This window comes from Micromonospora humidisoli (assembly GCF_016900955.1).
Lineage (GTDB): Bacteria > Actinomycetota > Actinomycetes > Mycobacteriales > Micromonosporaceae > Micromonospora > Micromonospora wenchangensis.
The window spans coordinates 364,471-391,353 of record NZ_JAFEUO010000005.1 but is presented as its reverse complement, the minus strand read 5'-3'; the positions used below and the strand labels follow the sequence as shown (position 1 = coordinate 391,353).

The window sequence follows — 26,883 nt, the reverse complement described above, 5'->3', positions numbered from 1 at the left end:
ACGACGAACGGGGCGGGCCCGAAGGCCCGCCCCGCCGCTTGTTGGCGACTACCAGAGGATTTGAACCCCTAGACCACATCTGCAATCCGCAACCGCGCTAAGTGGCAGTCACCGAAAGCGTAGGCCCGGCTACCAGGCCGACGCAGTCGCCCTCGCGACACTCAACTGACGTTGCCGGTGCTGCGCGCACCCCCGCCCACCTGGATGGAGCCGTTGAGCGAGACGTTGTCGGTGACCGACCACAGCCGCTTCGCCGGCGCCCCCGACCAGGACGGGTTGCACAGGATCGCCGGCTCGCAGTTCTGCACCAGGTTGTCGCGGATCGCCATGATCGGGCCGCCGGCGGCGAAGGCCCAGATGCCGACGCCCGTTCCGGCGGCCACCGAGATCCGGTTGTCCGAGACGAACACGTTGCGGACACTGCCGATCTTGATGCCCCGGATCGTGCCCGCGTTGCGCCACCACGCCTTGTAGAGGTGGATGTCGTTGCCGGTGACCCGGATGGTGCGGGCCTGGATCGGCGGTCCCTTGTGGTAGGACACGCCGATGTGCACGCCCTCGGCGATCTGGTCGATGCGGCAGTCGGAGACCTCGACGTCACCGACGACCGTGCCACCGCCGATCACCACCGCGCAGGCCCCCACCGACACCTCCGCCGCAGCGGTCAGCTCCTGCCGGTAGCCGCCGGCGTACCTCTCGCCGAAGGCCGGCTCCAGCAGGATCCGGTCGGCGACGCTGCGCAGGTGCCGGGCCGCCGCCGACGGGGTCTGCACCGGACGCGACGGGGGCGACGCCGCCACCGCCGCCTCCCAGGCGCCCTGGCTCAACGCCGAGTCGAACCGCAGACTCGCCCCCGGCACGGGCAACGCCACCTCGCGGCGGTCCCGGGCGATCCCGTCGGCCTCCCGCACGTCGATGCCCTCACCGACCAGGTAGTCCCGCAGCGTCTTGCGGCCCTCGTCGGTGTCGAAGATCCGCCCGGCGTTCTGCCCGAGCCGCCCCTTGAGCGAGGTGAGCTGCCGCCGGTACGAGGGCAGCTGGGCCGGATCCTCGGTGGCCACGTCCGCCAGCCGCAGCACGTACGCCCCGGCGCCCTGCGCGGTACGCAGCTCCTCCTCGGTCGGTGGGCGCAGCGTGGACAGGGTCCTCCACTCGCTCAGCGGGACCATCGAGTTCATCCGCACGCCCCACCGGCCGACCCGCAACGCCGTGTTCCACTCGCCCGTCTCCAGCCGGTCGTCCCGGTCCAGGGCGAGCCGCCCCACCAGCTGGGTGGCGAGCTGACCCCGGAACTTCTCGTCCTTCACCAGCTCGGCCAGGGTCAGCGAGGCCGGCCGGGGCGGGCAGGAGAACCGGCACCGGGTGACCACGGCGTGGTCCGGGTTCACCAGCAGCACCCCCTGCTGGCCGTGACCGACGAGGAAGTCCGAGTCGAGCACCCGGACCTTCCCCGGCGCGGTGCCCTGGTCGTTGCGGACGGTCAGGCAGGTGCTCCGCGGCGACGCGCCGGCCACCCCGGTGAGCTGGCACTGGTCGATCGTCACGTCGGCGCAGTTGATCGCCGAGACCGGACCGAGCCGCCCCGGCACGTCGGCCGGGCCGGGGGTCTCCACCGCCAGCTGCGCCACCGACACGGTGCCGCAGTTGACGAACATCAGTGCGTACTCCTGCCCCTGCACCCGGATCCGGCTCGCCGGCCCGCTGCCCAGCACCCGGATGTTGGCCCGGCCGGTGAAGGTGACCGGCACGGTGCTGGTGTAGAGGCCGGGGGCGAAGCAGATCAGCACGTCCCCCGGGGGCAGCGTGCTGAGCGCCTGCACCCAGTCGATGCCGGGTCGGATGGTGATCGTCGCCCAGCCACCGGTGGCGGACGCGGCGAGCTGGTTGATGGCGGCCTGCACGGTGGTCGCCCCGGCCAGCGACGGCCGCCCGGTCGGGTCGTACGACACCCGGTCGGCACGCGACAGCGCGCCGGTGAACGTCACCGGCAGGTGGGCCGGCTGCCCCGCCTCGTCCAGGAGCCGGGCGGTGACCTCCTGGGTGGCGGCGGCGGAGTCGAGCTGCCAGGCGCACCGGGCCCGCCCGTCGGCACCGGTCTCCACGGTGACGGTGGCGGCGGTGACCGCCCCGGCGGTGAGCCGGCCCGCCCCACCGGTGACGGTGAACCGGACCCGCGCCTTGGCGACCGGCTGGCCGCCGATGGCCACCCCGGCCACCAGGTCGTGCCCCAGCGGCACCAGGGTCGCCGGGCTGCCCGGCACCGGCACCGCCTCCTGGCCGTCCCCGCCGAGCAGGCTCAGGGTGGCCTGCCCGGTCAGTGGGGCGAACACCGGCCGGCAGTCGCGCAGCACGCTCCACTGGCTGCCGTCCCAGCTCACGATGCCGATCCGGCCGTGCGACCGGCGCGGCCCGTGCGGGGTCTGCGCCACCGGTGTGGTGCCCACCCGGGGCCACTGCACGTCGTGCACCGCCGAGCGGGCCGGAAACGACCACCAGTCACCGGTACGGAAGGTGCCCGCCGCCGAGAACCGGATCCTGATGCCGAGTTCCAGGTCCAGTTCGCCACCGCCGGCCGGCACGGTGCCCCGGCCGTCCCAGCGGCGCACCCGGGGACGGGACGGGAAGTCGGCCCGGTCGAGACTGCCGGTGGCGGTGCCCGGCCGGATCACGATCCGGTCCCCCTCCACCCGGTCGACCTGCACCAGCGTGCCCGGCAGGGCGTTCTGCTCCCGGCCGTCGTCGGTCAGCTCCACCCAGGAGCCGTTGGTGAAGCCGGCGCTGCCGTCGCGGCCGGGGACCTTCACGGTCAGCACGTCGACGTCGATGCTCTCCCACGTCGCCACGGTGGCGGCGTTGTCCCGCGACCAGACGTAACCGGCCGTGCCGGGCGTCCCGCCGGTGAGGATCTCCACCCGGTAGAACTGGTTGTCCAACCCGGTGTACGGCGAGCCGGTCGGGATCACGCAGTCACCGCCGGAGCTGCCCGTCGGATCGGCGCGGACCGCGAGGGTGCCGGTCGAGGCGGCGGTCAGCTCCGCCCAACCGGGCGGGGTGTCCGCGCAGCCGACCGGGGTGTTCGGCGGCCCGGCCTGCAACAGCCGCACCTGCCACACGGTCCGCAGCCGGGTGGTGGTGTCCGGCCCACCGAGGGCCACCTCCCGCAGCGCCGGGTCCTCGATCGCCGTCACGTGCTGCGACCACACCTGGAGCCACGCCGCGTACACCCCCGGCGGCACCGGGGCGCCGGCGGCCAGCCAGGTGCCGTCGGTCTTACGGACGAACGGCCCGGCCGCCGGCAGGTCCGGCTGGGCGGACACGGAGACCGCTGTGTCGTTCTCGCAGAGCACCCCGTCGAGGTAGTAGCGGCCGGCCGACAGCGTCAGGTCGGCCCCGCCGGTCAATCCGAACGCCCCGCCGACCAGCGGCGCGCCGGCCGCGCCGACCACGTCGGTCAGCGCGGTGGCCCGCAGGTGCGCCTGGATGTCCTGCTGTTCGTTCCAGTCCGCGTCCAGGTCGACCCGGCCCTGCTGCTTGCGGACGCTCGTCGCGTGCCGCCGCCGGTCGAACGTGACGCGGCTGATGTCGCCCTTCATGGTGTGGTTCCTCCGGTCGGCAGGACGGGCAGGGCAGCGGCCACCCGCCCCAGCGGCAGGTACTCCGCCAGCGCGAGGGTGAGGTTGTGCAGACGGTGCGGGGTCAGGGCACGGCGGAACGCCCCCAGCTCGGCCCCGGACTCCGCCCCGGTACGTAGCTCCGGCGCGGCGGTGGCGGCCAGCCGGCCGTAGGTGGCGTCGCCGTAGCGGGTGCTCGCCCACGCCGGACCGACCCGGGTGGCCACGTCCGGGTCGTCGGGGCGGGCCTGCTGGGCGAGATCCGGCTGGCAGCGGTAACGGCGCGGGGTGACCGACCCGGGCCGCAGGTAACTGAACCGGACGTACCCCTGCTGCCGGCGGGCCACCGTCACCGGCTGGTCGAACAGGCAGTCGGTGGCGGTCAGCACCCGCGCCGTGGTGGCACCCAGCACCGTCACCCCGGTCAGCTCCGCCGCCGCGTCCCCGGCGGCGATCGTGCCGTGCACCAGCGAGTCGGTCACGGTCAGCGGCCCGTCGGTCGTGGTCAGCGCCCCGGTCACGCAACGGTGCACCACCACCCGGGTCCGGTCGTTGCCGGCGGTGACGCCGAGCCCGGTCGCCGCCGGCCCGAGGGTGCAGTGCCGCAGCTCGACCAGACCCAGGCCCGGTCCGCCGTCATCGGGCGCGGTGACGGTCACCGCCCCGGCGACCAGCAGCCCGTCGACGACCAGCTCACCCGGGCGGTCCCCGACGCCGACGCCGGTGACCGCGACCCCGCCGAGCAGGCAGGGCCGCACCCCGACCGGGTCGAGGTCGGTCTGCCGGCGGGGCCGGTCCGGCGGCCGGGGCCACTGTGCGGCCAGCACGCTCAACCGGCTGCCCTGCCCCACCCGCACCGACAGGTTCTCCCGGTAACGGTGGCTGTCCAGCACCACGATCCGGCCGGTGCCGCCCGGATGCGCGGCCTGGAAGTCGTGCCAGGCGGTCACCGCCTCACCCAGCGAGGCGACCACCTCCCCGGCGCGCGGCGGCTCGGTCACGCTCACCGCGAGCTGCCAGTCCACCGGCCCGTCCGCCGACCCCAGGTCACCCCGGCGCGGGTACGGGCCGGCGCCGACGTCGGCGCTGAACGCGTACCACCAGGAGACCGCGAGGCGGTGCACCGGGCGGCCGGCGGCGACGGTGATCCGGCCGCGCACCGGGTCGACCCGCACCACGCTGCCGGTCGGCAGCTCCCAGCCGGCCAGGTCGCAGATGCGCAGCAGGTCCAGCGGCACCGGGCGCAACTCGTCGGCCGGGGTGGGCTGGATCCACACCACGAACGACGGGTCGTCGTCGCGGAACCAGCGCCGCTGCTCCGCCGACGGCGGACTGTCCGAGGCCAACGCCGCCAACTCGTCGCGTAGCGGCCGGCGACGCAGCGGACCGGGCACGTTCGCCTCGTCGGCCCGGTGGTCGATGTCCGGCTCGGTCACCGTCGGCCCGGTCAACTGCCGGCCCACCCCCACCGGGTCGATCCACCACCTGCCGTCCGCCGGCGTCACCACAGGCGCGGCCGTTGCCCGGTCCAGTCGGTACGACGGCAACGGCCACACGTACAGGCCGATGTGGCCGATGTTGGGGCGGCCGGTACCGGTGTCCATCGCCCGCACGTCCACCGTCCGGCAGACCGTCTCGAACGGCCCGCCGACCAGCTCCAACGGCGCGGCGGCCCGGATCGACGCGGTGGCCGGCGCGGCGCGGACGTGGTTGACGTGCTGGGTGGCGACCAACCGTTCGAAGAACTCGACGACGGCGGCGCTCCAACCGGTGTTGGCCCGGGTCAGCTCCTCCAGGGCGGCGGCGGTGCCCTTGCGCCGGCGGAACCGGATCGTGTCGGCGACCCGGGCCCGGTCGGACAGTCCGCCGCCGTCGGCCAGTGGATGCAACCGACCCGCCCCCACCAGCTCACCGAGATAGGGCACCACCCACTCGGCGCAGGTCTCCACGAACCAGTCGTCGGTGAGCTGGTCGATGTCGGTGTCCAGCACGGCGGCCTGGTCGGCCAGCACCTCCACCAGGGCGCGCAGCATCCCGCCGGCCGCCTCGTCCCGGCTGCGCAGGGCTGCCGGCAGCAGGTCCCAGATCTCCTCGACCCTCACGATGCCTCCAGCAGGGTGACGTCACCGGCGTCCACGGTGAGCAGATCGGCGGGCAGCAGCACGTCACCGACCCGACGGGCCGGTGCTGCGGTGATCACGTCGAGCCGGGCCGGCGACTGCCCGGCGTCGTACAGCAGCTCCAGCACCACCGCCGCGACACCCGGCACCCGGTGCAGCAGCGCCTGCACCTCGCTTGCGCGCACCGGCTGGGCGTAGTCGCGGGCGTCGAAGCTCAACCCGGCGACCAGCGCCGCGCGGGCGGCTGCCGAGACCGCCGCGAACCGGTACCCGGGGGTCAGCAGCAGCCGCGCGGTCACCGCCACCCGGCGGCGGTGGTGACCGAGGATGCGCACCGGCACCGTCGCCTGGCGGGCGGCGTCCAACGCCCGCAGCAGGTCGGCGCGGACCGCCGCGTCCGGCGGGATCTCCGCCCCGTCCGGGCCGGCGACGGTGAGCAGGACGAGCTGCCGGGCGTCGTCCCAGACCAGGTCGGCGCGGGCCTTGCCGATCCCGGCGAACGCGCGGGCGAAGTCGGCGTGGTCGTCCAGCGAGACGACCCGGCCCAGGGTGCGGACCGCCAGCGGCGCGTTACGGCGGGCCCGGTCCACCCCCTCCGGGTCGTCGGCCCCGGCGGCCGGCACCGGGTTGCCCACCTCCATCAGACCCAGCGGCCGCGACAGCGGGATCGTCAACCGGCCCGGCGCGAGGTCGGCCGACCGCCCGATGCCGCTGCGGTAGGTGGCCACCACGTTGTCCCGTCCGGTCGGCAGCCGGGCCCCGGTCAGGCCGTCGCCGAAGGTGACCGTGACGACGCCGTCGTCGGCCCGGCGCACGGTGTAGACCCGGGCGGCGGGGGCCTGCCCGAGCAGGACCGGCACCTCCTGCCAGCGCACCCCGTCCACCCAGACCGCGAGGGTGGTGCGGGAACCGCTGGCGGTCGCGGCCGGCACGTGGGTCAGCGGCGCGTGCCGCAGGGTGAACCGGGGGAACGCCTGCCGCGCGTCGCCGCTGCCCAGCACCTCGGCCCGGCTCTCGCCGTGGGTCGCCGGTGTCACGTTGCCCAGCACCCGGACACTGTCGCGCCGGTAACGCCGGGTCACGTTCGCGGTGAGGTCCACGGTGGTCGCGTCCCGCACCCGCAGCACCGTCACCACCTCGCCGACCGGCCCGCCGTCCGGTTCGACGCCGGTGAGCACCAGCGGCCGGCCCGGCTGCAGTCCGGGCATCGGCCGGGCCAGCTCCAGGGTCGCGGTCGCGGCCAGCGGGGCGGTCAGCGGCGGGGCAGCCGTCGGGAGCAGCCGGCTGCCGCCGAGCACGGTGGTGGTCCGCCGGGAGAAGGTGTTCGAGTCGCCGCCGACCACGGTGACCCGGGTGGTGCGGGCGGCGATGCCAAAGTCGGCGACCGGCGACTCCGTCACCGCGTCGACCCGACGCACCTGCGGCACCCCGGCGGTCTCCAGCACCAGCCACGACCCGGCCACGACCGACGGGTATGACTGGTCCAGGTGCAGCGTCCGCTCGTCCTTGCCCAGCGCGGCGTCCACCCAGGTGTCCTTGCGGGTGGCGTACGCGCCCGGCAGCACCTGGTTGGTGCCCGGGTTCAGCTCGCCGACCCGCAACGCCACCGGCAGCGCCGACCACGGCTGCGCCTGGTGGCCGAAGAGCGCCGCCCGCTGCGTCAGCAGGTGCACCTGCACCTCCCGTCCCGACTGGCGCAGTTCCGTGCCGAGCTGCTGGGCGGTCACCGCCGCGTCCAACCCGACCACCGTGTACGCCGGCACCACCGCGCCGCCGTCGGACGCGGCCACCACCGCCGGCAGCACCGCCGTGGTCGAGCGCACCCGGCGCACGTCGTACCAGTCGGGGCCGAGCACCAGCAGCGCGGTGCCCGGGGTGAGCACCGTGTCGACGCCGGCCAGGTGCAGGGTGTCGTCGCCGGGCCGGGGCGCGCGGGGCGCGGTGACCCGCAGCCCCACCGCGTTCAGCTCCGGGCGGGCCAGCAGCGGGGCCACCGTCTCGAAGACCTGCGGCAGCTCGCCGGGGCCGGGCACGCTCTGCGCCTGGCTGCCCACCGGGATCGGCACCCCCTCCGGGGCGCCGGGGGTGGCGGTGACGGTGAACGACAGCCAGGTCGTCGCGGCCACCCCGGGGCGTAGCTCGTAGCCGATCGCGCGGGCCAGCATCAGCACCGAACCGCGTTCGGTCGCGGTGCCGAGGAAACCCTCGTTGGCGATCCGTTCCTGGTAGAAGGCGAGCACGTCCAGGGTGGTCGCCCAGGCGTGCAGCAGCGCCACCGCCGGGTCGTCGACCTCCCGGGTGGTCAGCCCGGCCAGCTCCGGCCGGCCGGAGAGCCGGTCGACCAGCTCGGCGGCGAAGTCCGCCTGCCGGCCCAGCCGGTAGCCGATGGCGGTCCGGCCGGGCGGATTGGGTTCCCGGCCCACTCGTGAGGTCACAGTCCACCCACCAGGTCGAGGTGCAGGATGCCGTGCTCCGGCACGCTGGGATCGTTGTCGAGGCGGATCACCTCGGTGTCGCCGGCCCGCAGCACCCGGGCGGCCAGTTCCCCGCCGGCCGCCACCCCCACCGGGTGCAGCTCGGTCACCCGCACGTCGGTGACCCCGGGGACACCGACCGCGGCGGCCAGCAGCTGGCTGACGTAGAGCGGGGTGCCGAAGCTGAACCGGTCGGGGTGGAAGAACCCGCGCGCCCCACCCGAAAGGTCCCGGGCGGAGAAGAGGTCCAACAGGGCCCGACGCACGTCCGAACGGAACGCGCCGCCGGTGACGCACACCCACAGCCGCAGCTCCACCGGCAGGTCCACCGGGTCACGCAGTTGCAGGTCGTACCCGGCGACGCGAAACCGGTCGAGCCGCCCGGCCAGCCGACGGGCCAGCTCCGGCTCGTCGGCCAGCCGCTGCCCGCCGGTCAGGTCGAGGGTGAGGAACACCGTCCACCACGAGCCGGTCCAGCGGACCCGGGCGGTGGCGTTGGCGACCTCGGGCAGCCGCCGCGCCGCCGCCACCCAGTCGTCGGTGGTCACCGCCCGCTCCTGGGTGGCGAAGGCGACCGGGGCGTGCTGCCGGGCGTGCTCGACGTCCTCCGGGTCGGTGCCACCGACGGCGGGCAGCGGGTTGGTCGCGGCGAGCAGCCCGACCCGGTCGGTGACCAGGGTGGTCAGCGCATCGTGGCCGAGGTTGCCGGCCGCCCCGCCGCCGCGCCACCAGGCGACCTGGAAGACCGTGCCGGCCGGTGGTCGCCGCCCCGACACGTCGTCGCCGAAGCGCAGGCTCACCCGGCCGTCGCGTTCGCGTTCCGGCACGAAACCCTGGTCGAAGCGGTCGGCGTTGAGCAGGTCCCGGCGGGGCCGCCAACTGCCCTCGGTGGTCTCCAACCGGATCAGCGGCACCGCGGCCCGCGGGTCCTGGTCGAGGGCCTGGCTGGCCGGGGTGTCGGTGGTGAACGGCACCGCCGCGGCGACCGGTTCGTCGGTCAACACCGGCCGCCACCGGTGCTCGGCGGCCGGCGGGAGCTGCCCGGACACCGCGCTGGCATGCTGCACGGCCACCAGGTTGGCCCGAGCCACCGCACAGGTGACCAGGTGGTCGGTGCCCGCACCGGCGACGGAGGCGGTGACGGTCAGCGGGAAGGCCAGCCGGTCCGCGGCGCTCCACCCGACCTCCAGCACGGCCACCCCGGTCACCGGGTCGGTGGTGGGGTTCGCCGACACCAGCCGGACCACCTGCCGGTGGGTGGGGTCGGCGTCGACGCGCCGCCCGGTCAGCGGGGACCGCACCTCCTCCAGCAGCAGCAGGTCACCGGCGGCCAGGCCGGTCGCCGGCAGGTCGACCAGGGTGGCCCGGGTCGCCCCGGCGGGCAGGCCGCAGTCCCGGCCGCCCCACACGTACAGGGCGATCTCGTTGCGGGCGGCCCGGGGGACGAGCGGGGTCAACGTCTCGAAACCGGTCACGCCGTCGGCCGGCAACGCCGCCGCGTCGGCGGGGCGTACCGCCGGGGTGGCCCGGTCGGCGGCCAGCACCGGCGTCCCGGCGGGCAGGCCCCGGCTCTCCACGTCCGACCCGGCGGCCACCCGCACGCTGAGCCAGGCGCGGGCCGCGCAACCGTCGTGCACCGCGTAGTCCAGCAGCCGGGCGTGCCGGCGTACCGAGATCCGGCTGCGGGCGGTGCCCAGGTAGGCCTCGGTGCCGGCGGCGTCCTGCCGGTAGGACAGCCGGTCGGCCACGTGGGCCAGCGCCTCCACCACCGTGACCAGCGGGTCGGCCGGGTGCCGGTCGGTGCCGCCGGGCAGGGCGGCGAGCCGGTCGAGCATCAGCCGCCGGAAGCCGGCGTAGTCCTTGGCCAGGTAGTCCGCCGGTGCGGTGCTGGCCGGCGGTGGCGACGCCGGTGGGGCGGCCGGTGCCGGGTCCAGGTCGCTGGGGCAGTTGGCCTTGAACGAGAAACCCTGCGCCGACAGCACCGGGTCGAAGCCGGGCGGCACCCGGTCGTCCACCGCCGAACGCACCAACCGCAGGGTGTACGGGGAGAAGTCACCGGCCCGGTCCACCCGGACGGTCAGCTCCGCCCCGGCGGCGGCGACGCCGAGCACCCGTACGCCGGTGATCCGGACCCCGCCGTCGACCACCACGTTAGCCACGGCCAGCGGCGCGCCGGCGGGCACCCCGCCGGCCTGGCCGGGCAGCGGGTGCAGGAAACCGACGTGCAGCAGCCGCTGGTCGGCGGCGTCCACCTCGACCCAGTCGATGCCGTTGAACGCGCTGCCCGGCCGGGCCACCTCGGCCCGCCGTTCGTCGTCGTCACAGAGCACGCTCATCCCGCACCCCTCTCCACCGCCACCTGCGCCGGACGGCCGGTGGCCCGCAGCCGGTAGGCGACGTGCACCCGCACCGCCGCCTCGGCCAGGTCGACCCGGACGTCGTCCACCTCGATCAGTTCGCCGAGCCAGCGCTGCAACGCGCTGCGGGCCTGCAACTCGGCGGTGCCCACCACCGCGTCGTCGACCGGGGCGAACAGCAGCTGGCCGAGGCCGGCGCCGAAGTCGGGCCGGTTGACCCGCTCCCCGGGCGCGGTGAACAGCACCGCCTCCACCAGGTCGGCGACGTGCCGTTCCGGGCCGGCCAGCCCGGAGCGGCCCCGGTTGTCGGGCCGCCACGGAAACGCCGGGTACGTCATGTCGCCACCGCCCGCACCTGGATGCCGGCCACCGTCGGTGGACCCTGCGGGATGCCCTCCGCGCTGACCCCGAGCCCGACGCTGGTGCCGAGCACCGGCGGCTGTCCGTTGACCAGCACCCGGGCCGCCGGGGTGGTCCACTGGAGTTGGACGCAGGGCTGCGGTTTGGTGCCCGCGCCCACCGGCACCTGGAAGGTGCACCCGGTGACCGGGTACGCGTCGGTGGCGGTGACCACCGGCAGGCCGCCGACCAGCACCCGCGCGTTGCCGGTCTGCGGGGTGACCGGGCCGGTGTGCGGGCAGGTCAGCACCGCCCCGACGTGCAGCAGCGGGCCGGGCATCAGGTCACCGTCAACGCGGTCTGGTTGATCGCCACGGTCGGGCCGACCAGGGTGACCGAGGCGCCCTTGCCGTTGGAGATGATGATCCCGGTGTCGTTGATCGAGATCATCGCCCCGGTCAGCGTCTTGAGCAGGATGCCACCGGTCGGGCCGGGGGCGTCGGAGATCATCAGGGTGGCCTGGCCGGGGGTCTGCAACACGATCGGTGGGGTGGGTGGCGGGGCCGACGACACCAGTGCCGGGATCTCCGCCTTGGAGCCGTACCAGCAGCCCGTCCAGATCGGATGGTCGGCGTCGCCCTGCTCGAACTCCACCCATACCCCGGTGCCCGGCAACGGCACGGCGAACATGCCCGCCTGGATGCCGGCCAGCGGGAAGCAGGGCATCGCCCAGCTCGACGGGGGCAGCGTGACGTCCGGGACGGTCACCTGGATGCGGCCCTGCTGCAACGGATCGAGGTGGTTGACCACCGTGCCGCGATACTTGCCGTAGTACCTCGTCGTCATGGCTGTGCCCTTCCGGAGATGGAGACCTGGGCGTTGCGGCCGAGGGTGAACCGCTGCTTGACCTCGCCCGCCTTGACCGTGGTGGTCACGCTGCGCACCACGTACTCACCGTCGTAGGCCCGGCCGGCGCCCCGGACCCCGACCAGCCGCCGGCAGCGCAGCAGCCGGCCGTAACGCAGCACGTCCAGCGAGCCGGACCCGGTGATCACGTTCGCCGACTGGGCGGCCCGGGCCAGGCCCCGGGCGAGGGTCTGCACGACGTCCATCCGGGCGGTGGCGTCGTCGGTGCCGTCGGGGTTGGACCGTCCGACGTTCATCCGCCGGTACGACAGCGGAATCGGGATCTTGCGGCCCAGCGGCGGGTTGAGCGGGCTGACGTCCGGCACCGGCAGCGGGATCGGCACCCGTACCTGCTCCGGGAACGCGGTGAGCAGGTAGACGGTCTTCTGCACCCCGTCGAAGGAGAAGGACAACGACTCGACGTTGGCACCCGCGTCGGCGTTGACCGTCAACGCCGGCTGCGGCTGACCGGCCCGCACCTCCGGCCCCCAGTACGCGGTGTTCATCCCCGGGGTCGGCCCCGGCTCCACGTAGAACGCGTAGCCCACCTCGTCGGCGAGCTGCGACACGTACGCGAAGGTGGTGCCGCGTACCGCCGGGATCCGCTGCACCGGGTTCGGCGCGAACACCAGCACGCTGGGCACCACCATCGGCACCACCCCGTACGCGGCGAACGGGGCGAGCAGGGTCAGCACCCGGGCCTCCGCCGGCATCGGCATCGGCAGGTCCGACAGGTCGATCAGGTCCATCATCTGGCTGACGTCCACCCCGGTGAGGGTGAGCGTCGACGCGCCCGCGTCGTTGCTGCGGGCCACGTCGTGCCGGGTCACCACCCCGTCGGAGAGCACCTGCGGCCGCCCGTCGACGTGCAGCACCAGCAGCACCCGGGTCGGCGGGTCCAGGCTGCCGTCGGCGAGCATCCGCTCCACCAGCGACCCCCGGCCCAGCGCCAGGCGCAGCTGGAACCCCGAACGCTGCCCGGCGTTCTGGGTGACCTGCGCCTCCTGCACCGCCGCCACCAGTTCCATCGGGGCCGGCCGGAAGGTCAGCGGCCCGATCAGCACCTGCAACCGCACCCCGCTAGGCATCGAGGCTCCCCGGGAACCCCTCGGGCAGGGCCACCCGCACCACCTGGCCGGGGCGGATCAGCTCCGCCGGGTCGAACACCCCGTTGGCGTCGCAGAGCTGCCAGAAGGCGGTGGGGTCGCCGACCGTACGGGCGGCCAGCAGGTCGACCCGGTCGCCGTCGGCGACCGGTTCCCAGCCGGCGGTGGCGAGCCGCTCGGCGGGCGGCACGAACCGGCGACGCAGGTGCACGATCTCCTGCCCGGTCTCCTGATCGACGGTGACCGTGGTGCCCACGGCGGCGTAGCGGCTGTCCGGGGCCAGGGCTCCCGGCGTGGGCTGGCCGCCGGTGGCGCCGGTGGCGGCGAAGAGGGTCTGCGCGACCCGGCCCTGGGCGGCCACCAGGGCCGGATCGGTGTCGGCCGGGTCGCTCATGGCAGCCGGTCGATGCCGAGGTCGGCCAGCCGCCCGCCGCGCGCCCGGCCGGCGAGCTGTTCGAGCTGCTGGTGGGCGGCCATGGCCAGGCCACCGGCCCGGCCGTCGGTGCCCACGTCGTTGACGGTCAGCACCCGCAGACCCAGCCGGATCTTGGCGCGGATCGGGTTCAGCATCGGGTCGAACGCCTCCTCGGTGATGGTCAACTCGGTGATCCGTACCGGCCAGAGCCGGCGTCGTCCGAACGCCAGCAGCACCAGTGGCGCCGGGGGTGGCACCACCTCCAGGGTTCCGGCGGCCAGCAGCGCCGCCGCGTCCTGCACGGCGGCCAGGCTGGGGTAGGCCAGCGATTCCAGGGCGGCCAGCTGCGCGGTCAGCCCCAGCTCCGCCGTCTGCGGGTCGGTGAGCTGGTCGGCGGCGTCGAGGTCGGCCTCCAGGGTGAGCGTCTGCACCGGCGGGCCGGTGATCCGCAACGCCTCGCCCCGGGCCCCGCCCTCGGCCCCGGCGGTCTTGAGCTGGAAGCCGCGGGTCAACGCGTCCGGGTTGTACTGGAGGGTGATCACCCGGCGGCTGTGCCCGCTGTCCGGGTCGAGCACGACCAGACCGGCGCGCAGCAGACGGGGGCTGAGGGGACTGGTCACGGGGTGCCTCCAGAGGTGGGACGCCGCCAGCGGATCCGTTCCGCCACGGCCCGGGTGATCCGGCCCTGCATCAGCAGCGGGTCCAACCCGCTGAAGTCGACGGTGCAGTCGGTCAGCCCGGTGATCCGGATCTGCCCGGTGGACAGGCCGAGCCCGTCGAAGAGCAGGTTCACCCGGGCCACCGTGGCGCTCTGCAACGACACCGGGCGCAGCCGTCCCGGCCGGCCGCCACCACCGGCGGCCCGGCGTACCCCGCCGCCGACGGCGAGGTGCACCAGCGCGTCGGGGGCCAGCACGATCTCGTTGCCGCCGCCCAGCGGCAGGGTGATCTCCCGGGGATTGTTGACCGACAGGTCCACGTCGACGTTGCCGATCGCCAACATGCCGGGCGGGCCGGTCGACGGTTCGTCGCTCTGCACGTCGGCGACGGTGTGCAGCAGGTCGTCGCGGGAGGCGGCGGTCGGCCGCAGCAGCCGGTTGAGGCGTACCAGGTGCTCGGTGCGGGCCTGGCTGACCTCGCCGGTGTCGAGCTGCCACCGCAGCAGGTCGACGTCGCTGTCCGGCGGGGGAGCGCCCTCCGCCCCGAAGCTGGGCAGGTGCACCCGGTAGACCAGGTCGTCGCCCTCGACGATGAACCGGCCCGGGGTCCACCACGGCAGCGCGCCGGTGAGCCGGCGGTAGTCGACCGCGCCGTCGCGCAGGGTCAGCCGCACCTCCCAGCTCCGCTCACCCCACAGGAACCCGTCGTGGGTGACGTCGAAGTCGATGTGCCCGTTGAGGCTGTCCAGCACCTCGCCGATGCGGTAGGCGTCCAACACCCGGACCAGGGCGTCCCACTTCCCGGCCAGGGCGGCCCGGCGTTGCGCGCTGGTGGTCCGGGCCGGCGGCGGGGCCGGGATCGGGGATCCGCCGCCGAGCATGGTGGCGAGATCCAGCACGAACCGGGCGTTGCGGATGTCCAGCGACGGCAGTTCCCCTGACCCGCTGGTCAGGTCGTGGGTGAGGTCACCGAGCAGCCCCTGCTCGACGAAGACGGACAACCCGAGCCCGCTGTCGGCGAAGCTCAGCCCGGTCACCTCACCACCGCGTACGGCGATCCGCCGGCCCGGGGCCGTCGTGCCGTCCGGTGCGGCCGGGTCCTGCTCGTAGCCGATCGAGGTGAACCGCAGCCCGTACTCGGGGCGGCCGGTCGGTGCGCCGAGGAACAGCAGTTGCCGGCGCGGGTCGGCGGTGACCTGGGCGCTGATCGCGGTCAGCGTGGGCTGCGCCAGGGTGAGCCGAAGCCCGCCGTGGTCGAGGAAGTCGACGCTGAGCCCACCGGCGGCGAAGTCGGCAGTGCCGCCGGACAGGAACGTGCCGATGTCGAAGCCGACCCGGGCCGCCTCGATCGCCCCGATCCGCAGGCCGCCGAGGATCCGCATCCCCTCCGCCGTGCGGGTCGCCTCCACCAGGAAGCCGTCCTGCCCGGCCGCCGGCACCAGCCGCAGTTCACCGAGCACCGCCTCGACGTCCGGGTTGAGCCGGATGGTGGTGCCGTCGTGCAGGTCGACCAGCAGCCCGCTGGCCCGGGTCTGCTGCACCACCAGCTCCCGCAGCAGCAGCCGGCGGAACCGGCCGCCGGGGGTGCCCGCCGGCCACAGGTCGACCCGGGCCCGCGCGCTGATGCCGAGCAGGGTGATCGCCCCCGCGCCCGACGGGATGCGCAGGCCGAGCGCCGCACCCTGCCAGTTGAGCGCGTCCACCGAGATGGTGGCCAGGTTCAGCCCCGGCTGTCCGTCCGGGCCGATCTCGATGTGGTCCGGGCCGATGCTGACCACACCGGTGTCCAGCCCCTGGATGCTGACCTGCTGGTCGTGTTCGCCCGGCCGGGGACCGACGCCGAGCTGAGCCTCACCGCCCACCACCCGGGCCTGGATCCGGCCACCCCGGCCGAAGGCGAGGGTGAGCTGGGCGGCCCACAACGTGCCGTCGACGTGCAGCGCGGCGTCGATCCGGCCGGCGATCTCCACCCGGGTGGCCCCGGTGGTGAGCCGTCCGGCGGTCACCCCCGCCGCCGCCGACCAGCGCAGGCCGCGCAGGTCCACGTCGAGGATCTCCAGCGGCGGCCGGTCCGGCTCCCCGGCCGGGACCGGTTCGGGCCGGCCGAGGCCGACGTCGAGCACCCCGTCGCGGTAGCGCAGGTCCCGCCCGGTGATCCGGGCGATGTGCAGCCGCTCCAGGTGCAGCGCGGCGGTGGCCGGGACGACCCGACCGGCGGCGTCGCGCTGCTCCGGCGTGCTGTCCCAGCGACCGCTGGCGGTCAGCCCGTCCAGCACGGTCGGCCCCCGGGAGACGATCCGTCCGTCGCCGGCCCGCCAGTCGATCGCGCCCAGCTCGATGCGGGCCGGGCCGACGTCCTCGAAGCGCAGCCCGCCGGCCCGTTCGGTGACCAGCCGGCCACCCAGCCCGGCCCGGCGTACGGTGACCGCGCCGTCCGGGGTCCGCAGGGTGGTGTCGGTGAGGGTCAGCCCGTCGAGCTGGATGCGCTGGCTGTCGATGGGGTCGCTGACGATCCGGCCGGTCACCGGGTCGACCTGATGCGGGCCGGCCCGGACCAGGTCCACGGTGACCGACGCGGCGTTCGAGGCGGTCGGCCGGCCGTCCACGGTGCCGGTGATCGTGGTCGGGCCGCCCTGCACCGCGCGGGACACCACGGCGAACCGCAGCCGGTCGAGCTGCCCGACGGTCAACCGCCCGGTGTAGGTCAGCTCCTCGCCGGTGAGGTCCACGTCGAGATCGCGCAGCCGCACCCCGATCAGCGCGCCGGAGACCACCTCGACGCTCATCCCCGGTGCCGGGTCGGTGACGTCCATGCCGATCCGGTCGGCGTCGATCCGGTCGATGACCAGGTTGCGGACCAGCGCGCCACGGACCTGCCGGCCGGTGGCGGTCACGCCGGTGCGGACCTGGACGTCGAGGCTCATCCGGCCGATCCGGGTGCTGCCCCGGGCGTAGAGACTGCGACCGGGGGAGTTGAGCGCCAGCCCGGTCAGCTCGGTCTGCTCCACCACCAGGTCGGGCAGGCGCAGGTCGTCACCGACGGGCAGCACCCGGCCGTGGATCGCCTCGCCGGGGGAGCCGTCGGCGCGCACCGGTGCGGTGAAGGCGATCCGCCGGGCCTCGACGCCCGGCCCGGAGAACCCGGTCACCGCCAGCTCACCGACCCCGAAACGGACGGCGGTCCGGCCGATCGGCAACCCCGCGGCGGCGGCCGGGCCGGCCAGCTCAGCGGGGAGCGCACCGCCACCGACGGTGTCGAGGTCGGCACGCACCCGCAGCCGGGACGCCGCCAACCGTTCCACGGCGGTGGCTCCGGCGCGGACGTCGGTGGCGGTCAGCTCGGCCAACCGCAGCTCCACGCCGAGGGTGGCCGGGTCCAGGGTGACGTCGAGCCCGCCGACGGTCAGCCCGCCGACGGTGACGGCGAAGTACCGGCGGGTCCGCTCCCGTAGCAGTTGGAGTTCCTGCTCCTGGGCCCGGGTGCGGTGCCCCGGCAGGTACCGGCCGGCCGGGTCGACCGGCTCGGCGGAAAGGGACTCCAGCTCCCGCAACCGGTCCAGGTCGGTCAGCCAGCCGGTCAGCTCGGCCCGCCGCTGCGCCCAGCGCGGCTCGTCGGGTAGCGCGGCGAGCTGGGCGGCGACGTCGGCGCGGGTGGGCAGGTCCCCGGCGGTCAGCCGCAGCGCGGGGGCGCCGGCCGGTCCGGGCAGCAGGCGTACCCCGGTGAGGGTGGCCGACCCGGTGCTGCCCCGGGCCGTCGTCGCCGCGTCGGCCGGGACGCGGTCGCGGCGGAACCGGGTGATCAGCTCGTCGTCGGGCAGGTACTCCCCGGCGCGCGACGGCAGGGACGCCTCGGCGTGGATCGGGTCGATCTCCACCCCGGCGGCCTCGACCCGGCCGGTCAGCCCGGTGACCCGGATGCCGCCGACGTCGATCGACCCGCCGACGGTCTGGCGGAGCTGGTCGGACAGTTCGACCAGCCGGCGACGTTCGGCCTCGGACAGCGACTCGGCGTGCCAGCGGTGCCGGGCCTCCAACCGGTGCAGTTCCCGCTCGGCCGGCTCCAGCGTGGTGAGCTGGCTGTCGACCGCGCGCAGCCGCTCGTCCAGCGCGGCGCGTGTCGTGCCGGTGGCCGTGTCGCGGCGCAGCCGCAGCGACTCCCGCTCGGCGCGCAGCCGGGCCGGCAGGCTGGTGGCCACCCCGATCAGGGTGCGGCCCACCTCGATCCGGCCGACCTGTTGCAGGCCGGCGAAGGAGAGCCCCTCGGCGGTGGCGCTGGAGAAGCTGACCCGCAGCGAGTGCATCATCTCCACCGCGTCGGTGACCCGTTCGCCGACCGTCCGCGGTGGCCGGAACACCCCGTCGGTGAGCAGCCCGATCGTCGCGTTGGCCAGCGGGGTGAAGATCTCCCCGGCGGTCAGCGAGGTGAACTGCTGGGCCAGGAACGGCGCCCCCGCCGTGTACGGGGCCAGCAACGCGTCGCTGATCTTGGACAGGAACGGCAGTCCACCGTAGAACGAGATGACGTTGTGCAGCAGGTGGATCAGTGGATCGATGACCGGGATGCCGACCCAGCCGTGCCGGCCCGGTTCGGTCAGGTTCTCCTGCCCGGTCGCCCCGGACCGGAAGGCCAGCGTGGACAGCCCGAAGCGGGTCAGGCCGAGCAGCCCGCCGGGCAGGCCGTCGCTGGCGTACACCACGTCGGAGACGCTCAGCGCGCCCATCCCGGCCTGCGCGCCGACCGGCCGCTCGTAGCCCCGGTCGGAGAACGAGGCGACGATGTCCAGATCGGTCAGGGTGATCCGGCCGGTGCGCAGCGAACTGCCGGTGAAGGTGCGGTTCACCCCGTCGAGCTCCAGCCGGGGCAGCCGGACCCGCAGCACCCCCTGCCGGGCGTCCACCGACAGCGACAGCCGGTTGGCGCGTTCCCGGTCGGTGTCGCGCAACCGGGCACCGCCCAGGTCGCCGCTGATCCACTGGGCGTCGTGCAGGTCGAACTCGTCGACGGTGACCTCGTCGGTGAACAGGCTCAACCCGGTGCGGCTGAGGAACAGCAGCTTCAGCCCCACCGCGACCAGCCGGGCCAGGTCACCCACCACCGTCGGCAGCCCGTCGGTGCGCAACGACTCCGGGTCGAACGTGGGCCGCCGGGCCGCGTGGTAGAGCCGCAGCTCCGCCACCAGCGTCGCCAGGTCGGGCAGCAGGTCCGCGCGCAGCTCCCGGGAACGCAGGAACACCCAGCGCCGGTCGTCCAACGCATACGCCTGGATGATCAGCGACCGCAGCTCGGTGACCCGCCCGGCCCGCCAGAGCCGGTCGTCGCGCAGCCGGTCCCGCAACTGGTCGCGGGCCTCGACCCGGCGGGGACCGGAGATCGCGGTGGTGGCGAGGGAGGCCCGCATCTGCGGGGTCATCCCGGACTGCATCCGGGCCCACCGGTCCGGGTCGTCGGCGGCCAGCCGGGCCTGGTCGGCCACCGGCAGGCTGCGCACCAGCTGGAACGCCAGCCACGCCTCCCGGGGGTTCACCGCCCAGTCGGTCAGCCCGATCGCGAGCAGGCCGCGGGCCTGCCGCTCCAGGTGCGCCGGGTCGCGCAGGGCGAGCAGGTCGAGCAGCTCGGCCCGCCACATCTCGTGGGTCAGGTACGCGTCCGGCAGCGCGGCGAGGATGCGATCCAGGTCCCGCAGCGCGTCCAACCGGTGGACGGCGGTCCGCAGCGCCTCCCGCCCCCGGGCATCCGGGCCGGCGGTCGCGCCGGTCGGCCGGTCGTAGCCGATCAGCCGGCGGACCAGCTCGACGGCGTTCACCCCGTCCAGGCCGCCCTGCACGGTCCGGTGGATGTCGGCGACGAGCCGGTCGGCGTCGACCTGCCCGGCGCTGCGCCGCCGCCGATCCAGCGGCTCGGCGAGGGTGCCCACGCCGGTGTAGCTGCCGCCGAGCACGTCGGCGGCGGGGATGTTCTCCTCCAACCGGTCGAACCAGCTGCCCTGGTCCAGCCGCCGCCACCGGTCCTGGGCGGCCAGCGGCAGGCTGCGCAGCAGCAGGTACGCGAAGCGGGCCTCGTGGTCGCGGATCGCCCAGTCGAACAGCCCGTACGACAGCAGGCCCTCCACCCGGGCCAGGTTGCGGTGCTCGGCGCGGGCGGCGAGGACGACCAGCAGCCGCGGGCCGAGCGGCGCGTCGACCCGCTTCTCCTCCCACGGCAGGTGGTCGAGCAGCGTGTCGAGGTGGCCGCCGTCGTCGAGCTGGCGGACCGCGTACCGCAGCCTCGGCCCCGGCTCGGGCGGCCCGGCGGCGGCCGGCCCGGCGGTGGCCGGGGTGCCGGCGGTGGGTACGGCGGGAGCCAGGTCGGCGAGCTGACGCAGCGCCTCGTCGGCCCGGCGGTCGTCGATCGACAGTTGCACCCGACGCAGCCGGGCGGCCAGGTCGGTGTCCCGGTCGAGCCGTTCGTCGTCGGCCGACGCCCCGCCCAGCACGGTGATCTGCTCGCGCAGGGCGTCGGCGTCGCCGCCCGTCGGGGGCCGCTCGGCCAGCAACGCCCGGAAGTGCGCCTTGCGGTCACCGCCCAGCAGTTCCCGCAGCACGCTGGTCCGCAGGGCCCGCAGCACGGTCAGGGCGGTGCGCCGCTGCACCGGGTCGAGCCCGTCGGTGCTCAACCCGTGCACGTTGTCGGCTTCCAGCACCCGCAGCAGGTAGGGGGTCTGCCCACCGAGGGCGGCCAGCGCGGCCCGGGGGTAGGCGCGGTGGTGGTCGTCGTCGAGGTTGCCGGCGAGGTCGGTGCGCCGGGGCGCGGGCAGGCTGTGCACCAGGCTGCGGGCGACCACGAACGGCAGGGTGTCCAGGATCCGCAGGCAGCCCCGCACGTCGTCGCCGGAGACCCAGAGGCCGTCGAGCAGGTCGACCATGCGGGCCCGTTCCGCCAGGTACCGGCGCTCCACCAGCGCGCCCAGCTCCGCCTCCAACGGGCCGGTCCCGGCCTCGTCGGCCGGCGCCCGGTCGGGGGCCGGCGGGCTGGCCGGGCGCGGCGGGGTGGCCACGGCACCGGTGTCGGCGGCGACCGCGCCGGCCGGCAGCCACGCCACCGGCCGCCACAGGGCCCGCCCGGCCGCCGCGGCGTCGGCCAGCGCCCGCGCCTCGCCCTCCGGGTCGGCGACCCGCCGCCCCGGGTCCGCCGTCGTGCCGCCCGCCTGCGCCAGGTGCCCCAACTCGTGTACGAGCAGGGCCCGCCCGGCGGCCCGGGACGGGTCGAAACCCGGGGCCAGGTGCACCGTGCCGTCGGCGAGCAGCCCCCGCGCGCCGTGGTTGGCGGCCCGCCGACCGTCCCCGCCGAGACGCACCCGCACCGCGTCGGGGCGCAGCCCCAGCGCCGGGGCGTACCTGTCGACCAGGTCCCGGGTCAGCGTGGCGAGGGCGTCGTCGGGTGCCGCCACGGGTTCCGTCGCCGGCAGCGGGGCCCGCTGCGCGGCCGGGCCGGGGGCGGTCACCGCCGCCACCCGGGCAGGCGCAACCGGACCCAGATCGCCTCGGCCAGTGCGGTCGGCAGGTCGGCGGTGGCCGGCACCTCGGTCACCGGGGCCACGGTCGACGGCAGTCCCCGCTCGGCCAGCAGCCGGGTCAGCCGGGCACCCACCTCGGCCGCCAGGGTGGCGTCGACCGGCGCGTCGACGCCGGTGACGACCAGTCGGCGGATGTCGACCTCGATGGTCGTGACGTCGGGGTTCACGACCACAGTCCCGGGTCGGCCGGCCGGTCGTGCTTGGCGTACTCGGCGGCGACCGCGTCGAGCACGTGCCGCATCCCGACCGGGACGCCCTGCCCGGCGGCGACCAGCGCGGCACGCAGCGCGACGGTGTGGATGTCCCCGCCGGTGAGGTCCAGCTCGGCCAGCCGGGGCAGGTCCAGGTCGGCGGTGGCCGCGCCGGGCGGGAAGGCCCGCCGCCACAGCCCGGCCCGTTCGGCGGGACCGGGATGCCCGAACGGCACCACCACCCGCAGCCGACGCAGGAACGCCGGGTCGATGGCGGTGCGCATGTTCGTGGTCAGCACCGCCACGCCCCGGTACCGCTCCATCCGTTGCAGCAGGTACGACACCTCAATGTTGGCGTACCGGTCGTGGCTGTCGCGGACCTCGGAACGGCGGCCGAACAGGGCGTCGGCCTCGTCGAACAGCAGCACGGCGCCACCCCGTTCGGCGGCGTCGAAGATCCGCCGCAGCTGCTTCTCGGTCTCCCCGATCCATTTGCTCACCACGGTCGCCAGGTCGACCCGGTGCAGGTCCAGGCCGAGCACCCCGGCCACCACCTCGGCGGCGAGGGTCTTGCCGGTGCCGCTGGGCCCGGCGAACAACGCGGCGACCCCGAGGCCCCGACCGGTCCGGCCGGCGAAACCCTGCTCGACCAGGAGCGCCCGGCCGGCCGCGGCGGCGGTCAACTGACGCAACTGGGCCAGGGCCGGGGCGGGCAGCACCAGGTCGTCCCAGCCGGCCCGCACGTCGATCCGCTCGGCCAACCCGTCCAGGTCGCGGCGGACCCGCTCGCGGACCAGGCCCCGGGCCCGGGTCACCGGGTCGCCGTCCGGCCCGGCGGCGGGGCGGGCGGAGCCGATGATCTCCCGGTGCCCCAGGTCGAACTCGCGGGCCAGGCCGGCGGCGGCCGACGCGGCCCGACCCGGCAGCAGTTCCCCCCACAGCGCCCGCTGTTCGGCCCGGGTCGGCCGGTCCACCGTCGGCCCGGGGGTCACCCCGTCGAGGGCGACGGGGCGGGGCACGCTGACCACCACGTCACCGATGAGCCGGGCCAGCAGGTGCTCCACGGTGGCCAGGGCCTCCGGCGGCTCGTCGCCGGTCAGTTCGACGACCAGCACCGGGTCGCCGAGCACCACCTCCCGGTTCCACAGCCGGGCGAAGGCGTCCCGGTCGGGCACCGCGCGGGGCAGGTCGGCGGCGGCCACCAGGTGCCCGGTCCGGCCCACCGTCGCGCAGGCCGCCGCCAGCACGTCGATCCGGTCGGCGGGGTCGGGACCGCACACCCGCAGCGGGTGTCGGCCGGCCTGCCAGGTGGCGCAGAGCTGCCGTACGGCCCGACGGCGGCTGGCCGGCAGGGTGGCCGGCGGTACGGGCAGCGCCACCAGGTAGGGCCGGAGCCGTTCGTCGAGCCGGCCGACGCCGTGCAGCTCGTGCAGGACCCGCTCGTCGACCCGCAGCGGGGCGTGCGGCAACGGACCGTCACCGGGCTCCACCAGCCGGGCCGCGCGTAACGGCCGGTCGGCGGCGAGGGCGTCCCAGTGCCCGCCGGGCAGGGCGTCGAAGCACCAGGCGAACGTCGGTGGCCGGTCCAGCAGACCCAACGCACCGGCGACCGTGGCGACCAGCATGTCGCGTTCGAAGCCGGTCAGCCCGAACCCGGTGCCGATCCGGTCCAGCGGGGAGCCGCCGGTCGGGGCTTCGGCCGCCGGTTTCCCCGTGAGCAGCAGACGGATCCGGTCCAGTTCGGCGGCGAGTCCGTCGCCGCCCGCGTCCACCGGGGGCGGGGCGGGCCAGCGGGCGGCCGGGCGCGGGGCGGGCATCACAGCACCACGGCGGGGCCGTCGTACCGGCCGGTCGGGTCGGCGTGCAGCGGGCTGTCCACCCCGTCGACCCGCAACCGGGCCAGGTAGCTGCCGGTGGGCACGTCGCGGAAGGTGAAACCGATCCGTCCGGTGCGCTGCCCACCGGGCGGCACCCCGTTGTCGGCGGGCGCGGCGAGCATGGTGCCACCCACCCCGGTCAGCCCGAGGGTGACCTGCTGGCCGGCCTCGACCTCGGGGACGACGTCGACGGTGATCGTGCCGGTGCGCAACAGCACCCCGTCGACCGTGCGGCTGGACTCGACCACCACGTCGGCGGGGGCGACGGTGATCGTCGGCCGGTAGGTGACCGGCACCGCGTCGGAGCTGACCGCCGGCCGGGGCGTGGGCGGGTCGCCCAGCGCGACCGCATGGGTGACGACCAGGCCCCGGATACCGGCTGCGACAGGCCTGTCGAACGCGGTCAGCGGCAGCCGCAGCTCGCCCGCCGTGACGGTGGCGGGGCTGGCCGAGGCCGTCCCGATCCGCACCCGCACGTCCGGCCCGGCCAGGTGGCGGCCGGTCACCACCAGGGTCGCGCCGGCCGTGACCGGCGTGCCGGTCGGCCCGTCGGCGCGGACCTGGTCGACCTCGGGACCGTCGACGTCGACGGTGCCGGCGGTGACCGTACGGACCGGCAGTGGCTCCCGCGCGCCACGCAGCGGGTCGATCAGCACCACCGACACGTCGAAGAAGACGCTGCTGCGGTACGGCGCGCTGAACGCCGACCAGAGCCGGAAGCTCTCCTCACCGCCGGGACTGTTGGTGACGCTCACCCGCAGGAGTTCGACCTGCTCGGCGAGGCGGGAGTCGGCCACCGGGGCGGGCAGCGTCGGGTCCGGCGGATCGGGGGCGAGCGACCGGCGGATCGCCGCCCGGGTCAGCACCGGCGTCTCGTGCAGCATCGCCAGCAGGTGACCGAGCAGGATCTCCCCGGTCAGTGGGTCGTGACCGTAGACGCTGGCCACGTAGTGCAGGTCGACACCGAGCGGCGGCGCGGCGACGTCGTCCCCGCCGGTGCTGCGCGGCGGCGGCCCCAGGTTGGCCCAGGCGGGGTTGCGGGTCACCCGGCTCAGGAACAGGTTGACCTGGTTGCCCTCCTGGTTGCCGACGGTCACCCGGTCGGGTGGGCCGGCGGAGACGGACACCCCGCCGACCGCCGACGACGCGCCGGTGGCCCGCAGGTACGCCATCACCTGCCCGCGCAGCACGGCGGTGACGGCGGCGAGGGCGTACCCGGTGCTCATCGCGTCGCCCCCGATCCGCGCAGGTACGCCTCAAGTTCCGGTGCCGGACCCGGGGCGACGGCGGGTACCGGGGAGGTCGTCGGGGCGGCGACCGCCGGGGGCGTGGCCGGCTGCCGCTGCGGGGTGAGGCGTACCTCGATCCGACCGATGTGCACGTGCACGGCGACCGGTTCCGGCGTCCGTGCCTCGGCCCGGCTGGCCGGCGCACGGTGGGTCGGCGTGACGGCCGCGGCGGTGGGTGCCATCCGGACGGCGGCCGGTGGTGCGGTGGCGGCCGAAGCCGGCGGGGCGGATGCCGGTGCGCCGGGCCGGGCCGCCGGCCGGTGCGGGTCGTCCCGGCGGTGGTGCGGCGGCGCGGCCGGCCCGGTCGGGGCGACAGGAGGTCGGGACGGCGCGTGCGGGGCGGCCGTCGTGGGCGCGGGTCCGGCTGCCCGGGTCGTCACGGGCGGGTCCGGTACGGCCGCCGGCCGGGCCGACGCCGCCGCGCGGGCAGCGGGCGGGGGCAGCGGCCGGGCCGGGCCGGGGGCCGGTGCCCCCGCCTGCGGTGCGGTCGGCGTCGCCACCGGGATGACAGGCGTCACCGGGGCGGCGGGCGGGGTGACCGACGACGACCCGGGCGACGGCGGTGACGGCGGCGGCGTCGGCGTGCCGGTCGGTCGGGCCGGCGGCGGGGTGGCCGGCCAGCGCTCCTGCTCCTGCTCGGTCAGGAAGCCGTCAGCTGCCGGCTCCTGCGGCTCGAACCGGCTGAGGGGGCGGGGACGCAGCCGGGGCGCGGTCCCGACGGCCAGGGCGGCCAGCGCGGCCAGGTAGCCGCTCACGGCACCCGCTCCAGGTACGCCGCCCGCCGGTGCGGACCCAGCGCCAGCACCTCCGCCTCGGACCAGCCATACGCGCGGGCCAGCCGGTGCACCTCGTCGAGCAGCCGGCGGACCCGGACGTCGGCGGCGTGCCACGCCCACGCCGGCACGTCCAACAGCGCCTCGGTGCCGCCGCCGCAGCCCGGACAGGTCAGGGTGACCGCGACGACGCCGAGCGGGTCGCGTTCGGCCATCGCGGCGGACACCGCCGGCAGCGCGGCGGACGGGTCGGCCAGCGGCGGGTCGGCGTCGATCAGGCAGGCGTCGAGCAGCCACCGTTCGGCCGCCGCCGCGTCACCTGACCGCGCCGCCCCGGCCAGGTCGGCGGTGGTGGGCAGCCGCAGGGTGAGCAGGTGCCCCCGCCACCGTAGGGTGAACGGGCCGGCGCTCCGGTCGGCCGGCGGTGGTGCGGCGGCCAGCAGGTCGGCGACGGTGAGGGTCACCTCCAGCCGTTGCGGGCAGGTCGGGCAGTCCACGGTGGTCGCCACCCGGCCGCCGGTCCAGCCGCCGGCCGTGGCCAGCAGCAGCGCCGTCACCTCGCCCACCGGCAGCCGGTCGGCGTCGGGCCGGCCGAGCAGCAGCAACCCGCGGCGCGGCGCGGGCTGGCCGAGCGCGTCGTCCCAGGCGTGGACCAGCGCCACCTCGGTCGACGGCGGGCCCCCGGCGGTCACGACCCGAGCCGGGGTTCGGCCGGTTCGGCGACCGCCTCGTCGCGTTCCCAGCCCTCGTTCTCCAGCTTGATGTGCTCGATCGCCACCGCGTTGGCGTTGGCGTCCAGCTCCGGCAGCGCCTGGTACTCCGACACCCAGCAGCGGAACAGCCGGTACGACTGGGCGACCTGGCCGGCCTCGTTGAGCAGTTCGATGGTGATGTCCCGGCGAAAGTCGGCCAGGGACACCTCCGCGCCGGCCCCGGCGTGCAGCGCCCAGATCCGGCCCGCCCACTGGGCGAACTCGGCGTCGTGGGTCAGCCCCCGTTCCAGGGTGACCGCCTCGAACTCGGTGCGCCCCGGCGACTTGTGACTGGTCGACGCGTTGCCGCCGTCGCGGTGCTTGACCACCTCGGTGGTCCGCTTCAACGCGCTGACCTTGCTCACCCCGGCCACGTAGCGGCCGTCCCACTTCACCCGGAACTTGAAGTTCTTGTACGGGTCGAAGCGCGTCGGGTTGACCGCGAACTGCACCATGACTCA

The 26,883-nt window shown here is 75.7% G+C and carries 17 protein-coding genes; all 17 read right to left on the bottom strand.

Annotated features, from left to right (window positions below):
- Positions 1–161: 161 nt before the first annotated feature.
- Genes JQN84_RS20350 through JQN84_RS20270 form a run of 17 tightly spaced genes read right to left on the bottom strand, consistent with a single transcriptional unit; the run spans position 162 to position 26,877 of the window.
- Positions 162–3,593, bottom strand: a complete 3,432-nt coding sequence (locus tag JQN84_RS20350; protein ID WP_204960065.1) for a DUF6519 domain-containing protein — start codon at positions 3,591–3,593, stop codon at positions 162–164.
- Positions 3,590–5,713: a phage tail protein gene (locus JQN84_RS20345; RefSeq protein ID WP_204960063.1), complete on the bottom strand. Its 2,124-nt coding sequence runs from the start codon at positions 5,711–5,713 to the stop codon at positions 3,590–3,592. The genes JQN84_RS20350 and JQN84_RS20345 overlap by 4 nt, the downstream gene beginning before the upstream one ends.
- Complete coding sequence (locus JQN84_RS20340) at positions 5,710–8,166, bottom strand: putative baseplate assembly protein (RefSeq protein WP_204960061.1); 2,457 nt, start codon at positions 8,164–8,166, stop codon at positions 5,710–5,712. The genes JQN84_RS20345 and JQN84_RS20340 overlap by 4 nt, the downstream gene beginning before the upstream one ends.
- Positions 8,163–10,541: a baseplate J/gp47 family protein gene (locus JQN84_RS20335; RefSeq protein WP_204960059.1), complete on the bottom strand. Its 2,379-nt coding sequence runs from the start codon at positions 10,539–10,541 to the stop codon at positions 8,163–8,165. The genes JQN84_RS20340 and JQN84_RS20335 overlap by 4 nt, the downstream gene beginning before the upstream one ends.
- On the bottom strand, positions 10,538–10,900 hold the full coding sequence (locus tag JQN84_RS20330) for a GPW/gp25 family protein (protein WP_204960057.1): 363 nt from the start codon (positions 10,898–10,900) through the stop codon (positions 10,538–10,540). The genes JQN84_RS20335 and JQN84_RS20330 overlap by 4 nt, the downstream gene beginning before the upstream one ends.
- Complete coding sequence (locus JQN84_RS20325) at positions 10,897–11,241, bottom strand: hypothetical protein (RefSeq protein WP_204960055.1); 345 nt, start codon at positions 11,239–11,241, stop codon at positions 10,897–10,899. Before JQN84_RS20325 ends, JQN84_RS20330 begins: the two co-directional genes overlap by 4 nt.
- Positions 11,241–11,747: a phage baseplate assembly protein V gene (locus tag JQN84_RS20320; protein WP_204960053.1), complete on the bottom strand. Its 507-nt coding sequence runs from the start codon at positions 11,745–11,747 to the stop codon at positions 11,241–11,243. The genes JQN84_RS20325 and JQN84_RS20320 overlap by 1 nt, the downstream gene beginning before the upstream one ends.
- Positions 11,744–12,895, bottom strand: a complete 1,152-nt coding sequence (locus tag JQN84_RS20315) for a hypothetical protein (protein ID WP_204960051.1) — start codon at positions 12,893–12,895, stop codon at positions 11,744–11,746. The genes JQN84_RS20320 and JQN84_RS20315 overlap by 4 nt, the downstream gene beginning before the upstream one ends.
- A complete protein-coding gene (locus tag JQN84_RS20310) occupies positions 12,888–13,307 on the bottom strand; it encodes a hypothetical protein (RefSeq protein WP_204960049.1) in 420 nt (139 codons plus the stop codon). The genes JQN84_RS20315 and JQN84_RS20310 overlap by 8 nt, the downstream gene beginning before the upstream one ends.
- Positions 13,304–13,948 (bottom strand): hypothetical protein, encoded by a 645-nt coding sequence (locus JQN84_RS20305; protein WP_204960047.1) that lies wholly within the window; start codon positions 13,946–13,948, stop codon positions 13,304–13,306. Before JQN84_RS20305 ends, JQN84_RS20310 begins: the two co-directional genes overlap by 4 nt.
- Entirely contained in the window at positions 13,945–21,468 is a 7,524-nt protein-coding gene (locus JQN84_RS20300) for an eCIS core domain-containing protein (RefSeq protein ID WP_204960045.1), read from the bottom strand. The genes JQN84_RS20305 and JQN84_RS20300 overlap by 4 nt, the downstream gene beginning before the upstream one ends.
- The gene (locus JQN84_RS20295) at positions 21,465–21,707 is read right to left on the bottom strand and encodes a hypothetical protein (RefSeq protein WP_204960043.1); all 243 of its coding nucleotides are present in this window, start codon (positions 21,705–21,707) and stop codon (positions 21,465–21,467) included. Before JQN84_RS20295 ends, JQN84_RS20300 begins: the two co-directional genes overlap by 4 nt.
- On the bottom strand, positions 21,704–23,548 hold the full coding sequence (locus JQN84_RS20290; RefSeq protein WP_204960040.1) for an ATP-binding protein: 1,845 nt from the start codon (positions 23,546–23,548) through the stop codon (positions 21,704–21,706). Before JQN84_RS20290 ends, JQN84_RS20295 begins: the two co-directional genes overlap by 4 nt.
- Positions 23,548–24,834: a Pvc16 family protein gene (locus JQN84_RS20285; RefSeq protein ID WP_204960039.1), complete on the bottom strand. Its 1,287-nt coding sequence runs from the start codon at positions 24,832–24,834 to the stop codon at positions 23,548–23,550. The genes JQN84_RS20290 and JQN84_RS20285 overlap by 1 nt, the downstream gene beginning before the upstream one ends.
- Entirely contained in the window at positions 24,831–25,652 is an 822-nt protein-coding gene (locus JQN84_RS20280) for a hypothetical protein (protein ID WP_204960036.1), read from the bottom strand. Before JQN84_RS20280 ends, JQN84_RS20285 begins: the two co-directional genes overlap by 4 nt.
- Positions 25,649–26,362: a hypothetical protein gene (locus JQN84_RS20275; protein WP_204960034.1), complete on the bottom strand. Its 714-nt coding sequence runs from the start codon at positions 26,360–26,362 to the stop codon at positions 25,649–25,651. Before JQN84_RS20275 ends, JQN84_RS20280 begins: the two co-directional genes overlap by 4 nt.
- Positions 26,359–26,877 (bottom strand): phage tail protein, encoded by a 519-nt coding sequence (locus JQN84_RS20270; RefSeq protein WP_204960032.1) that lies wholly within the window; start codon positions 26,875–26,877, stop codon positions 26,359–26,361. Before JQN84_RS20270 ends, JQN84_RS20275 begins: the two co-directional genes overlap by 4 nt.
- Positions 26,878–26,883: the final 6 nt, after the last annotated feature.